This is a genomic window from Providencia sp. PROV208 (genome assembly GCF_028479465.1).
GTDB lineage: Bacteria > Pseudomonadota > Gammaproteobacteria > Enterobacterales > Enterobacteriaceae > Providencia > Providencia alcalifaciens.
This window is the reverse complement of the sequence record NZ_JAMPNS010000010.1, coordinates 99543-112863: the sequence shown is the minus strand read 5'-3', so window position 1 is coordinate 112863 and position 13321 is coordinate 99543. Positions and strand designations below refer to the sequence as shown.

General features: G+C 40.2%; 13 protein-coding genes. 10 read left to right on the top strand and 3 right to left on the bottom strand.

Going from position 1 to position 13321, the window contains the following annotated elements; translation table 11 throughout:
- Positions 1–19 precede the first annotated feature (19 nt).
- The 6 genes from PR766_RS08405 (at position 20) to PR766_RS08380 (ending at position 5890) form a co-directional block, all read left to right on the top strand.
- Positions 20–1501 (top strand): DUF2867 domain-containing protein, encoded by a 1482-nt coding sequence (locus PR766_RS08405; RefSeq protein WP_154636166.1) that lies wholly within the window; start codon positions 20–22, stop codon positions 1499–1501.
- A gap of 98 nt (positions 1502–1599) precedes the next feature.
- Positions 1600–2328 (top strand): arginine ABC transporter ATP-binding protein ArtP, encoded by a 729-nt coding sequence (gene artP, locus PR766_RS08400; protein ID WP_006657701.1) that lies wholly within the window; start codon positions 1600–1602, stop codon positions 2326–2328.
- An 18-nt stretch (positions 2329–2346) separates the two neighbouring features.
- Entirely contained in the window at positions 2347–3090 is a 744-nt protein-coding gene (gene artJ, locus PR766_RS08395; protein WP_006657700.1) for an arginine ABC transporter substrate-binding protein, read from the top strand.
- Between the two features lie 12 nt (positions 3091–3102).
- Positions 3103–3843: an arginine ABC transporter permease ArtQ gene (gene artQ / locus PR766_RS08390; RefSeq protein WP_006657699.1), complete on the top strand. Its 741-nt coding sequence runs from the start codon at positions 3103–3105 to the stop codon at positions 3841–3843.
- Positions 3840–4508, top strand: a complete 669-nt coding sequence (artM, locus tag PR766_RS08385) for an arginine ABC transporter permease ArtM (RefSeq protein WP_154636167.1) — start codon at positions 3840–3842, stop codon at positions 4506–4508. The genes artQ and artM overlap by 4 nt, the downstream gene beginning before the upstream one ends.
- Before the next feature lie 179 nt (positions 4509–4687).
- On the top strand, positions 4688–5890 hold the full coding sequence (locus PR766_RS08380) for a YopT-type cysteine protease domain-containing protein (RefSeq protein WP_154636168.1): 1203 nt from the start codon (positions 4688–4690) through the stop codon (positions 5888–5890).
- A 33-nt stretch (positions 5891–5923) separates the two neighbouring features.
- Here PR766_RS08380 and rlmC read toward each other — a convergent pair whose 3' ends face one another.
- From rlmC to PR766_RS08365, 3 genes are all read right to left on the bottom strand, one after another.
- The gene (gene rlmC, locus PR766_RS08375; RefSeq protein WP_154636169.1) at positions 5924–7051 is read right to left on the bottom strand and encodes a 23S rRNA (uracil(747)-C(5))-methyltransferase RlmC; all 1128 of its coding nucleotides are present in this window, start codon (positions 7049–7051) and stop codon (positions 5924–5926) included.
- Between the two features lie 7 nt (positions 7052–7058).
- Positions 7059–7571: a YbjN domain-containing protein gene (locus PR766_RS08370; protein ID WP_006657695.1), complete on the bottom strand. Its 513-nt coding sequence runs from the start codon at positions 7569–7571 to the stop codon at positions 7059–7061.
- A 125-nt stretch (positions 7572–7696) separates the two neighbouring features.
- Positions 7697–8065 (bottom strand): YbjC family protein, encoded by a 369-nt coding sequence (locus PR766_RS08365; protein ID WP_224050912.1) that lies wholly within the window; start codon positions 8063–8065, stop codon positions 7697–7699.
- 177 nt (positions 8066–8242) lie between these two features.
- Between PR766_RS08365 and PR766_RS08360 the strand changes: the two genes are divergently transcribed.
- The 4 genes from PR766_RS08360 (at position 8243) to PR766_RS08345 (ending at position 13276) form a co-directional block, all read left to right on the top strand.
- Positions 8243–8506, top strand: coding sequence for a GrxA family glutaredoxin (locus PR766_RS08360; RefSeq protein WP_006657693.1), 264 nt, complete (start codon positions 8243–8245; stop codon positions 8504–8506).
- Positions 8507–8926: 420 nt separating this feature from the next.
- A complete protein-coding gene (ybjG, locus tag PR766_RS08355) occupies positions 8927–9535 on the top strand; it encodes an undecaprenyl-diphosphate phosphatase (protein ID WP_036974668.1) in 609 nt (202 codons plus the stop codon).
- 902 nt (positions 9536–10437) lie between these two features.
- Positions 10438–11754, top strand: coding sequence for a serine/threonine transporter (locus PR766_RS08350; protein ID WP_036979495.1), 1317 nt, complete (start codon positions 10438–10440; stop codon positions 11752–11754).
- 154 nt (positions 11755–11908) lie between these two features.
- Entirely contained in the window at positions 11909–13276 is a 1368-nt protein-coding gene (locus PR766_RS08345; RefSeq protein WP_036974669.1) for an L-serine ammonia-lyase, read from the top strand.
- Positions 13277–13321: the final 45 nt, after the last annotated feature.

The following is a 13321-nucleotide window of genomic DNA, read 5'->3' as shown; positions in this document are numbered from 1 at the left end:
GGTATCACAGGAAATTAACATGACGGGAAAACCACGAGTTTTAGTACTAGGCGCCAGCGGCTATATTGGGCAAAATTTAATTCCTAAATTATTGGAAGAAGGTCATCAAGTCACTGCGGCTGCCCGACGTGTAGACTGGATGCTATCCCAAGGTTGGTCCGATACTCGTTGTATCTATGTGGATTTACATCAACCCGAAACCCTAAAAAATATCATGGATGAAGTGGATATAGTCTACTTCCTCGTTCACAGTATGGCAGATCAAGCTAACCTCGTTGAGCGTGAACGTGAGGCAGCTCGTAATGTGCAAACCGCATTACAGAACTCCAACGTTAAACAGGTGATATACCTCAGTGCACTGCAACACGGTCATACTTATTCACCGCATTTAATTGCAAGGCGCTTAACGGGAGAAATCCTGCGTGAAAGTGGAATTCCCGTGACTGAAATTCGCGCATCCATTATTGTTGGGTCCGGTTCCGCTGCCTTCGAAATAATGCGTGATATGGTGTATAACCTCGCCATTTTAACACCACCTCGCTGGGTTCGTTCGAAGTCATCCCCTATCGCCCTTGAAAATATCCTATACTACCTGACTCAATTGGCTCAGCTACCTGTGACTGAAAGCCGAGTTTTGGATGCTGGTGGTCCTGAATACATAAGCTATCAGGAGCTCTTCAAACGATTTATTAAAGTCTCCGGAAAACGCCGTTTATTAATTCCAATTCCTATTCCTGTCAGCATGATTTCCGTACACTTTATCAGCCTGATCACATCGGTGCCCCCATCTATCGCAAAAGAGCTGATCCAAGGTTTGCAACATGACTTACCTGCAGATGACAAACTCATTCGAGAGCTGATCCCACAGACACTGATTTCATTTGATGATGCTGTAAGAACAACGCTAGCAGAAGAAGCCAGTGCTATCGATAACTCGGATTGGGGCTACGACCCTGAAGTGAGAAAACGCTGGCGACCAGGTTACGGCTACTACCCTAAACAAGCCGGCTTCACCTTCAGCACAACCGCATCCACTGAGTCACTTTGGCATACCGTCCAACAAATCGGCGGAAAGGAAGGCTATTTTTACGCCAACATCCTTTGGAAAACCCGCGCCATAATGGATGATATGATGCTGAATAAAGTTAAATATGGCAGACCTGATCGTGAAACCTTACAAGTTGGTGATGAAGTTGATGGCTGGCGAGTCATTAATATGGAGCCAAACAAGCAACTAAGCTTGCTTTTTGGTATGAAAGCGCCAGGTTTAGGCCGGTTAACTTTCACCATTCATGATAGTGGAAACCTACGCTCAATTGATGTTCGTGCATGGTGGCACCCTGCGGGCTTCTGTGGGTTACTCTATTGGTTTGCAATGATGCCAGCGCATTTGTTCATCTTTAAAGGCATGGCTAAGCGTATTAGTGAATTAGCGGTTCAACGGGACAAACAGCTTGTGACAGAGCAGATAGCGGAACATCGCTCCAATAAGCCAGAATAAATTTAGCGTAAAAACCAAATTTTTATGCATAAAACATTGCATAAATATGCTCACAGGATTAATATCGCTGATAGTTAATTTAGATATTATTGGTAAGCATGAGCATTCAATTAAAAAACATAAACTGTTTCTACGGCAACCATCAGGCACTCTTTGATATTAACTTAGAGTGTACTGCTGGTGAGACAATGGTATTACTTGGGCCCAGTGGTGCAGGCAAGAGTTCTTTACTGCGTGTACTGAATCTTTTAGAGATGCCGCGTTCAGGTCAGCTAAATATTGCCAACCATCACTTTGATTTTTCCACTGCACCTGATGCGAAAGCGATTCGTGATCTGCGCCAAAATGTGGGAATGGTTTTCCAGCAATATAATTTATGGCCTCACTTAAGTGTCATGGATAACCTGATCGAAGCGCCGTGCCGTGTCTTGAAATTGACCAAACAACAAGCTCAAGATAAGGCGGCTAAGCTGTTAGAGCGTTTACGTTTATCTCAATTTGCCAATCGCTACCCACTGCATTTATCGGGCGGTCAACAACAACGTGTCGCGATTGCTCGCGCCCTAATGATGGAACCTCAAGTTCTATTATTTGATGAGCCAACCGCCGCGCTTGACCCAGAAATCACCGCCCAAGTGGTAGACATTATTCGTGAACTTTCAGCAACAGGGATCACACAAGTTATCGTGACCCATGAAGTTGAAATTGCCCGTAAAACTGCGAGCCGTGTGGTCTATATGGAAAACGGTCATATTGTAGAGCAAGGAGATGCTAGCCACTTTACTTCTCCTCAAACTGCAGCATTTGCAAATTATCTGTCCCACTAATAGATATAGGATTAAGCAATGAAAAAATTATTATTAGCTACATTATTAGGCGCTGTAACCCTATCTGCGACTGCGGCGGAAAAAGAGACGATCCGTTTTGCAACCGAAGCCACTTATGCCCCGTTTGAAATGTTTGATAAAAACAACCAAATCGTTGGTTTTGATGTGGATCTGGCAAATGCAATGTGTGCAAAAATGAATGCAACATGCACATTCACACACCAATCTTTTGATAGCTTAATCCCAAGCCTGAAATTCCGTCGTTTTGAAGCGTTAATGGCGGGCATCGATATTACCCCTGAACGTCAACAACAAGTGGATTTTACTGAAACTTACTACCCTAACTCAGCCGAGTTTATCGCGGTAAAAGATAAAATTACGGCAGTTGACCAGCTAAAAGGCAAAAAAATTGGGGTACAAAACGGGACCACACACCAAAAATATATTATGGAACAACATAAAGATATGACTGTTGTTCCCTATGATAACTACCAATCTGCGATTTTAGATCTGCAAAATGGTCGTATTAACGCTGTGTTCGGTGACACCGCAGTTGCTGATGAGTGGTTAAAAGCGAAAGGCAATGAAAACTTAGCGCCAGTCGGCGATAAAGTGACAGACCCACAATACTTCGGCATCGGCTTAGGTATCGCCGTTCGTAAAGGTAACAAAGAATTGTTAGATAAGATGAACAAAGCCTTATCTGAAGTTAAAGCAGATGGCACATACGATGCTATCCATAAAAAATGGTTTCAACAGTAGTCGATATAATTAATGAATGACTTTCTCTTTTTAGCAAGTGCCGCCGGTATTACCGTCGGCCTTGCCGTTTCAGCCCTGATTCTTGGATTAGTTCTCGCGATGCTATTTACGGCGTGGGAATCCGTTCGATTCAAACCACTCGCCTTTTTAGGGACATGCTGGGTCACACTGATCCGTGGTTTGCCCGAATTGCTGGTGGTGCTGTTTGTCTATTTTGGAACGCTCCAGCTAATCAATTTGTTAGGGGATGGTATCGCCATTAACTTGGGTTTCTGGCAAGGTACTTTCCAAATTGATCCGAGCATTTTCTTTGCTGATAGCGGCGAGTTTGATTACACTCCATTTTTCTGTGGTGTCATTGCCCTTGCGCTGTTATACGCCTCTTACGCCTCACAAACCCTACGAGGTGCATTAAAAGCTGTACCTTATGGTCAATGGGAAGCCGGATTGGCACTTGGATTAAGCAAAAGAACCATTTTTTTTCGCTATATCATGCCGCAGATGTGGCGCCATGCCTTACCAGGCTTAGGCAACCAATGGTTGGTGTTACTCAAAGATACCGCGTTAGTCTCCTTAATTAGCGTTAATGACTTAATGCTACAGACTAAAACTATTGTAAACCGCACCCATGAACCATTTACTTGGTACGCCATTGTGGGACTGATTTACCTCGCCATCACGCTATTAAGCCAGTTGGTACTCAAACGCATTGAACTGCGCACCACCCGTTTTGAACGGAGTGACGCGAAATGATTGATTTAATTCTGCAAATTTTACCGGGATTACCGACCAGCTTGTCACTGACCTTCAGTGCGTTGTTCGTTGCTTTCATTTTAGCTATCTTCTTTACGCTGATCTTATCCCTCAAAACGCCCGTCGTTTCACAAGCGGTTAAGGTCTATATCACCTTATTTACCGGAACGCCGTTATTAGTCCAATTCTTCTTGATTTATAATGGTCCAAGCCAGTTTAAATCCCTGCAAGACTATCCTATGTTGTGGGAGTTTATTTCGACCCCATGGATATGTGCAATGGTTGCGCTGGCATTGAATAGTGCGGCGTATTCCACATTGCTATTCCACGGTGCGGTAAAAGCGATTCCGTCGGGTCAATGGCAGTCTTGCCAAGCATTAGGGATGAATAAACTGCAAACCATGCGAATTATTCTCCCCTATGCATTTAAACGTTCACTCTCATCCTATTCCAACGAAGTGGTATTGATTTTCAAAAGTACTTCTCTCGCCAGTACCATTACGATGCTAGATATTATGGGCTACAGTAGCCAAGTATTTGGTCAGACATGGGATGTGATGGCATTTGTCGCTGCGGGAATTATTTACCTCGTCGTGAATGCTATTCTGACGTTAATTATGCGTCTGATTGAGCGCAAAGCACTGACATTTGAGCAACGAAGTTAGCGGTAGTGTGTTGTTGTATTAAAAATAGAAAAAGCTTGGTAATCCACCAAGCTTTTTTTATGCCCGAAAAATCATTTATAGCTAATTATTTTCACACTAATTGTTTTTTGAAAGACTCTGTTTTATCAAAAAAACCATACTATATTATGGTCGATTCATTTCAGAGGGAATAGAAAATAATGATTACCAATGATTTTAATATTAATTTTTCACAAGGTTATTTTATTAAATTTTTAAAAGAACAAAAAACAAACCAATTTAAAAATAAAATTCTTAACGTTTGCAATCAACATAATGTTCTGAATGGCTATTGCTTTGGCTTTTCTAATCTTTATCTACAGTCAGTCGCAAAGAATAAAGAAAAACAATTTATTGATGCCTTTAATAATATCCCATCAGATATACTAAGTATAAACCATCATAGAAATTCTCCAGAAAATAAAGAAGCTTTGATAACAAAAGCGAAAAAGAAAGCAGATTTTGAAAATTTAAGTAGCCTTGTTATAAACACCCAAACTTTCAACATAAATGATGCATTCATTGTAAGATTAAAAAAATTAATAAAAACAATAACTAAAAGCAAGAATACACATGGAGAAATCACATTTAAGGAACATTTAAATACAATTATAGAAATTTTAATTAATAAAAATATCCATAATAAAACGTTTTCACTCGATGAACGTAAACTTTATATTAAGACTCTTCAAGAAATTCACATAATCGCAAATGAACTATATCGGCACGCACTTCCAAATAAAAAATCATTTCTTTTTTTTAAAACCAAAAAAAATAACCCACTAGAAAACAAGAGTGTTCACTTCAAAGAAATAATTCAAAAAATAAAAGACAATTGTAAAATAAAAAATGGAGAGTTCACGAATCAAGATATAGGAAAAATCCTTACTTATTCATGTCTGTATTACAATACATCTATTCATCAAAACTGGTTAGAGCAAAACGATATATTCAGTGAGCTACGTAGCAATAAAGAGTTATCATTTTACCGAATGCAATTATCTGATTTCCTTAATGATGAGTTCATACCAAATCAAGAACGTTATTATTTAATATTAAGTCAAAAACACGCTTGTGCGGCAACAATCACAAAACAAATAAATGGAAAGTATGAATATACTTTTTTCGACCCTAATCAAGGTATTAAATATTTTAATAATAAAAAAGATTTTGATCATTTCATATATAATTTCACTAAGGAAAATGCTGATTACTATAATTTTATCAAAAGTGAAAAAGGAGATGATTATTCAATTCAATTTTTAGATTTGGGTAAACCTAGTTTTCCCAGAAAACTCATCCACAAAAAGATAAGTATGCCTGATACACAGACTCTTCCACCATTAGAAGGTACGTTAGTATAGTCGAGTTAAGCTGGATAACTATCCAGCTTAAAATCACTTGCGCTTCAATAAGCTCAGTACTTCATAGTGTGCAGTATGTGGGAACATATCAAATAATTGAACTTTACAGACTTCATACCCTGATAATAACGCAAAATCTTGTGCCATGGTTTGAGCATTGCAGCTGGAATAGAGAATATACTCAGGATGCATATCCGATAAATAATTGCATAAATTCTTACCAATACCACGGCGTGGTGGATTCACAAGAACTAAGTCAGGAATATCGTCACGGCTAGTCGCAAAATTCGTCGAATCTAACGCTTGAAACTCAACATGCTGTAAACCTAGCTCTTGAGCAGATTGGCGAGCACACTCAATCGCTGGTGCACTGATTTCAATGCCCGTTAATTTTGTTGTCTTATCCGCGCAATGCAAACCAAATCCACCTACACCACAAAACAGATCCCATAAGCTAGTGATATTCAGTGCTTTCACCCACTCGCGAGCAGTTTGATATAGCTGAGATGCCACAATCGGATTCGTTTGGAAAAAACTTTGTGGGCGAATAAATAGAGGAACTTGGTTAAATTCATCCCGCAGCACATGCTGCTGCGTGAACATAATTTCCTGTTCACCCTCTAAAATAGCCATATGAATAGGTTGAATATTGGCGGTGATCACTGCCAATTGTGGCAATTTTTCTTGTAACCAAGGCAATGCGTTCTGTAACTGTGCAATTTTTTTATCGGAGCGCAAAACAAAGCGCAGCATGAATTGCTTGGTATGCCAGCTTTGAGTCAGCAAAATATATTTTAGCTCACCGCGCTTACGCTCAATGTTATAAGGCGTTAGACCGGCTCTAGCAATAAAAGGAATCAACTTCGAAAAAACTTGAGAAAACTCGGCGGGATATAACGGGCACTCCGTCAAACTGACAGCAACGCCATCACGATTAATAATCCCCAAAATGGGCTTTTCAACGCTGCCGCTTACGACCATTTTGGCTTTATTGCGAAATGCTTCAGCCGGTCCCGTTATAGGAGTTAAAAATAAGGACGAATCAAGAGAAGGCAATAACGATTGCAAATGGTTTTGTTTGCGGGAAATTTGCTGTTCTGGCGATAATTCGAGCCATTGACAGGAGAGGCATTCTCCTGCCAAATATTTTTCACAGTGCATAGGATATTTAGTGAATAATTACAGACGGTTTATCGTCGGAATCAGATTCTACCTCATCATCTTCCACTTCGGCTTCTTCAAACTCATCGTGGTTAGCATACAGCAGATTATTACTGAAGATTTCAAAGACAATACTGGAAATTTGCTCTTCCGCTTCTTGAATAAAATGACTAAATTGGCGGTATGTCATACCCGCACCTAACGAAAATGATTGGCTGACGACTAATTTAGGCAGGTTTTCATTATTAATTTCGAGAAAAACCTTCGCAGTTAACGAGCTGGCATTAATTTGGCTAATATTCGCGACCAATGTAATAATCGCTGTTGGCTTAAGTTCCGCCAGTGCTGATAACACGAGGACATTATTAATAATGTCTAGTTTCGCATCAAATATTCCATCAATGTTTTGCATATGCGGAAGATGCAGCGCAGCACAAGAATCACACTCGAAATAAGAGGTTTTGAGTTGGTCGAGCCACTCACGTAATTGTGAGATATCTGGGTAACAAATGGAGTCCATGATCAATAACCTTCTTCAACTCAAAATAACGGCACAACAAAAATAACACTATTCATTCTAACAAATAGAAAGCGGATAATTTTCACACATCATCAGTCTAAACACCAGTAAAACCATGCTCAGTTCTACTTTTCGTCTGGTTTATCATCATCTATTGGATCATTTTTAGACTGCCGACGATCACGGCTCGCGCTGCCCGATTTATTATCAATGCCTAAAAAAGTAAGTCCATGCACTGCGCGCCAAATAATGTTGATCATCGCAGGGATCAGGCACCCCATCCCAACCAGTATCATTGAGATGATCGCACCTGAACTCGCCAGCCAGTCTGGGAGAGTAATATAGTTATTTGTGGCAAGTAATACAGTGACTAATAATATGATTCCAATACCTTCTAGGAAAAGCACAGGCTTTGGCATATCCGCTAATGAGCGCATCGTTCCCTTCGTTTCTTTCGTGGGTTTTTGCTGTTGTTCCATGATGTTTTCCTTCATTTTATTGCCTTGCACTGACAGTATTGTTACAACGATTAGCGAATTATATATGCTGCCTATAGCTATGAAAGGAAAATTCAACTTTTATTTCTAAGCTGATGTTGGCATAGTATTGAGCATTATTATTTCGTATCTGATTAGTCATTAGAATCTGAGTTCTAAATTTAAGGAGATATTATGTACACTGTTATTTTTGGTCGCCCTGGCTGCCCATACTGTGTTCGCGCTAAAGAACTTGCAGAAAAACTGAAAAATGAACGTGACGACTTCGACTATCGCTATGTTGATATCCAAGCAGAAGGTATCTCTAAAGAAGACTTATCTAAAACTGTGGGTAAAACTGTTGAAACCGTGCCTCAAATTTTCATCGATGAGAAACACATCGGTGGCTGCACTGATTTCGAAGCATATGCTAAAGAAAATCTGAGCCTGTACAAATAATCAATATTACAACGCTCTTTCTTTTATAAAGCCTCAAATGAGATTCCTCTTTTGGGGCTTTACTTTTTCTTTTTGTGCTATGAAAAAATATTTTCATCAAAAATTGCACATTTTCCGATCATAGTGAGAACTTTCCTCTTTTCTCGTAGTCTTAATGAGTGCCACTGCTTTTCTTTGATGTCCCCATATTGAGGAGCCCGATAGCCATTTGATTCTTTCATGCTATCGGGTTTTTTGTGCCCAGCGCTTTTACATTTCCCCTGATAAATCACTGTTATTGAGCAAATATTGATTGAGTTAATGTTTAACAAAAAGTAAATTTGTCACCTTGAGTAGCAAGGTCTAGGGCAATCTAGAGTTATCCCCATTCCATTGCTATGTCCTATCTTCTTGAGAACACATGTCCGAGGTACTTTGATCGTGCTGGAACAATTAAATCTGGATCTTTTTAACCTGATCAACGCAACGCCTGAGTCCGCCAGTGGTACGATTGCATTAGCCACTGTGATCGCTAAACGCCTGATCCTTATTTTCCCTCTATTTACTGTCGCCTGTTGGTTTTGGGGCGCGCAGCCAAATATGACTCGCCAACGTGCCTTCGCGTGTAAAACGGCTTATGCAATTGTCATAGGTTTAGTAATTTCTTGGCTGATTGGCTACTTTGCACCTCACGATCGCCCATTCGTGATGGGGGTCGGTTCTAATTTCTTAGATCATGACTCAACCCCTTCTTTCCCTAGCAACCACGGAACTATCGTCTTTACTTTTGTTTTTGCTTTCTTATTTTGGCTAAGAACATGGGTTGGTTTTGTCTTTATGGTTCCCGCTATCGTTATCGCATGGTCACGTATTTACCTTGGCGTTCATTGGCCGCTAGACATGGTTGGCGCATTTATCTTAGGTGCCATTTCTTGCGGTTTATCTCAGTTAATTTGGGTTATGGGCGGCAGCATTATCCAGCAGCCGATAACTCGTCTATATCACCTTGTTTTTAGCGCTCTCATCCGTAAAGGATGGATGCAGCCATAATCGATTATTGAAAGTACTGGTCTTTTATCGGAGTCAGTACTTTCCTTTCACTTTCCCCGCTTTTAAATATTGAGCTAAATCAAAGTTTGTTTTTATTTATTTTCTCCATGATTAAATTTATTTGAATTTATCAAATAAATATTAAAACAAATAATTAACAAATATCTTGTAACGTTTTCTTATTATTTTTTTCGACGAAAAATAAGTATTCAATTACCAATCTTAAATCTCCCAAAATAATTAACATATTTCCCAAGGGCATTAATTAGCCACAAAAATTAATCACGTGATTAATTAATTAAAGCCAACCAATAAAACCAAACAAAATCAATGTAGTAAGAATAATTTAGTGAGCATAATTTCGAGACTAATAACCGTGTATTGCCATCTAGATATACGGATAGTTTGTAGTCTGAACAGGGTTAAAAAATTTATTAACATGATAATGCTTTTAATGTTTTGTATTTTTATATAAATAAATTTGTCGAATAATCATTTTAGGAACATTGCCTAAAATCTATGAAAACCAGCACTAAGTTAAATTTCATTAACAATTTTACAAAATTCACTGTGACCTGATAAACATGGGGGATATTTCTCTTTTGAGATAATGATCACGGCATTTTGTTCTGCTAAAATGTAGATTCACACACTCAAAATCCACCTTTAAAAATTACTTATAAAATTACAAAACTGATTGAAAATGAATTTCATATTCATCTGAGTTTTATTTCCAATCAGATTGTTACGTATTAAACCATTATTCATGGCTAGACAGTGTATTAACCGATTGTTTATTGGATGAACATTTATGGAACAGTCGATTAATCGTACAAAAAGATTAAGAGCCTAGTGATATAGGCACCCAATTTTTATTTTTACTTTTATTTTCGGAGACTATTATGGATACAACAAAAGTTGGTTCCATCAACAAAACAGCCTCGCAAACAGGGAATGCTACCGCTTGGCGCAAAACAGACACCGTATGGATGCTTGGTCTTTACGGTACTGCAATTGGTGCTGGCGTTTTATTTTTACCTATCAACGCAGGTATGAGTGGTCTGATACCCGTCTTACTGATGTTGGTACTTGCTTTCCCAATGACATTTTTCGCTCACCGTGGTTTAACACGCTTTGTACTTTCCGGTTCAAAGAAAGACGGTGACATCACTGAAGTTGTAGAAGAACACTTTGGTCGTACAGCAGGTAACTGGATTACCCTGCTCTATTTCTTTGCAATTTATCCTATTCTGTTAGTTTATGGTGTTTCTATCACTAACAACGTCAACAAATTCCTGACTGAACTTTTAGGCGTTGGCGCCCCACCACGTTGGTTGCTGGCACTGATTTTAGTCGGTGGCGTCATGGCAATCGTGGCATTCGGTGAAAAATACATTGTTAAAGTCATGAGTATGCTGGTGTTCCCATTCATCGCTGTACTGGTTGCATTCTCACTGTACATGGTTCCACACTGGAGCTCCGATGTTCTGAGTACTTTATCGTTAGATAGCGTGGCTGAAGCGGCTAAAGCATCCGGCGGACAAAGTATTTGGATCACTATCTGGCTAACAATTCCAGTGATGGTGTTCGCGTTTAACCACTCACCAATCATCTCTGCATTCTCAGTGGCAAAACGTGAAGAGTATGATGAAGCGGCTGAGAAAAAATGTTCACGCATTTTGGCTTCTGCGCACATCCTGATGGTTCTGACTGTAATGTTCTTCGTCATCAGCTGTGTATTCACGCTATCATCAGCAGATCTTGCTGCTGCTAAAGCGCAAAACATCAGTATCCTTGACTATCTGTCTGGTTACTTTGATCAGCCGTTCATCAAATACGCAGCAGCTATCATCGCCTTTATCGCTATCATCAAATCATTCTTAGGTCACTACTTAGGTGCTCGTGAAGGTTTCAATGGTTTAGTTGAGCGTGCGTATCGTGCGAAAGGTAAAACTGTTGATATCAAGAAATTAAACCGTGGTACTGCGCTGTTCATGCTGGTAACAACGTGGTTAGTCGCAACGCTGAACCCAGGTGTACTGGATATTATTGAAAGTTTAGGTGGTCCAGTCATCGCAATCCTGCTGTTCTTGATGCCAATGTATGCAATCAGCAAAGTTCCTGCAATGCGTAAATACTCCGGTAAACTCAGCAACATTTTCGTGGTTATCATGGGTCTAGTCGCAATCTCCGCTGCAACTTACAAGTTATTCTTCTAATTAAAAAAATTAGCAAATAATTAAGTAAATCTAAGCCCTCAATTAACCTATATCAATCTGGTTAATTGAGGGATCTTCTATAATCATCTTACTGACAACAAATACCCTGTAATTGGCAGTTTGATGGGGATCCTTCAATATAGGAAGACAGAATATGATTAGCGTATTCGACATTTTTAAAATCGGTATCGGACCATCCAGCTCACACACTGTCGGCCCTATGAAAGCCGGTAAGCAGTTTGTCGATGACCTCATCCAGCAAAATCTTCTCACTAAAACCACACGTATTTCCGTCGATGTTTATGGTTCTTTATCGTTGACAGGTAAAGGCCACGCCACTGATATGGCGATTATTATGGGTTTAGCGGGTAATCTGCCCGATACGATTGATATTGATGCTATCCCAGCATTTATGCGCAATGTTGAGCAAACAGGCAAACTGTTGCTGGCAAATGGTCAACATGAAGTTGATTTCCCAACTGAAGGTGGGATGAATTTCCATTCAACCAACCTACCATTACATGAAAACGGAATGACTATCACTGCATTTGCGGGTGATAATATTCTGTATACCAAGAATTATTACTCCATTGGCGGTGGCTTTATCGTTGATGAAGAGCACTTCGGTCAAGAAACCGAAAATGCAGTCCAAGTTCCCTATCCTTATAAATATGCGGCTGATTTACAGAAACACTGTAAAGAAACGGGACTATCTTTATCTGCATTAGTGATGCAAAACGAGTTAGCCCTGCACAGTAAAGAAGAGATTTCTGAATACCTCGCTGCAGTTTGGGATGTCATGAAGTCGGGTATTGAACGTGGTGTGAGTACCGAAGGTTTATTACCCGGTCCATTACGTGTTCCTCGCCGTGCTGCCGCACTACGTCGCCAGCTAGTCACTTCAGATAACAACAATATCGACCCAATGGCAGTTATTGACTGGATCAACATGTACGCGCTTGCCGTCAATGAAGAGAACGCGGCAGGCGGTCGAGTTGTTACTGCGCCGACAAACGGTGCTTGTGGGATCATTCCTGCCGTTTTAGCCTACTACGATAAGTTTATTCGCCCAGTTAATGAAAACTCGTATACCCGCTATTTCTTAGTGTCCGGCGTCATTGGTACATTATATAAAATGAATGCCTCCATCTCTGGCGCTGAAGTCGGTTGCCAAGGTGAAGTGGGTGTTGCTTGCTCTATGGCGGCGGCAGGATTAGCGGAGCTAATGGGGGGCAGCCCAGAGCAAGTGTGTGTTGCCGCTGAAATCGCCATGGAACATAACTTAGGCTTAACCTGTGACCCAGTCGGTGGGCAAGTGCAAGTACCGTGTATTGAACGTAACGCCATTGCCTCTGTTAAGGCTGTCAATGCCGCACGTATGGCATTACGCCGTGTGAGTGCGCCAAGCGTGTGTCTCGATAAAGTGATCGAAACCATGTATGAAACAGGCAAAGATATCAATGCTAAGTATCGTGAAACATCACAAGGCGGTCTAGCTATTAAGCTAGCTCACTGTGAATAATCCTTCACCATACATACAAAAAGGGCCTGCAATTGCAGGCCCTTT

What these genes read in the sequence shown, in the direction of transcription:
- artQ (WP_006657699.1), top strand. Translation starts at nt 3,103, where the DNA reads ATGAATGACTTTCTCTTTTTAGCAAGTGCCGCCGGTATTACCGTCGGC.
- PR766_RS08405 (WP_154636166.1), top strand. Translation starts at nt 20, where the DNA reads ATGACGGGAAAACCACGAGTTTTAGTACTAGGCGCCAGCGGCTATATT.
- PR766_RS08360 (WP_006657693.1), top strand. Translation starts at nt 8,243, where the DNA reads ATGTACACTGTTATTTTTGGTCGCCCTGGCTGCCCATACTGTGTTCGC.
- PR766_RS08345 (WP_036974669.1), top strand. Translation starts at nt 11,909, where the DNA reads ATGATTAGCGTATTCGACATTTTTAAAATCGGTATCGGACCATCCAGC.
- PR766_RS08370 (WP_006657695.1), bottom strand. Translation starts at nt 7,571, where the DNA reads ATGGACTCCATTTGTTACCCAGATATCTCACAATTACGTGAGTGGCTC.
- PR766_RS08350 (WP_036979495.1), top strand. Translation starts at nt 10,438, where the DNA reads ATGGATACAACAAAAGTTGGTTCCATCAACAAAACAGCCTCGCAAACA.
- artM (WP_154636167.1), top strand. Translation starts at nt 3,840, where the DNA reads ATGATTGATTTAATTCTGCAAATTTTACCGGGATTACCGACCAGCTTG.
- artJ (WP_006657700.1), top strand. Translation starts at nt 2,347, where the DNA reads ATGAAAAAATTATTATTAGCTACATTATTAGGCGCTGTAACCCTATCT.
- PR766_RS08365 (WP_224050912.1), bottom strand. Translation starts at nt 8,065, where the DNA reads ATGAAGGAAAACATCATGGAACAACAGCAAAAACCCACGAAAGAAACG.
- rlmC (WP_154636169.1), bottom strand. Translation starts at nt 7,051, where the DNA reads ATGCACTGTGAAAAATATTTGGCAGGAGAATGCCTCTCCTGTCAATGG.
- artP (WP_006657701.1), top strand. Translation starts at nt 1,600, where the DNA reads ATGAGCATTCAATTAAAAAACATAAACTGTTTCTACGGCAACCATCAG.
- PR766_RS08380 (WP_154636168.1), top strand. Translation starts at nt 4,688, where the DNA reads ATGATTACCAATGATTTTAATATTAATTTTTCACAAGGTTATTTTATT.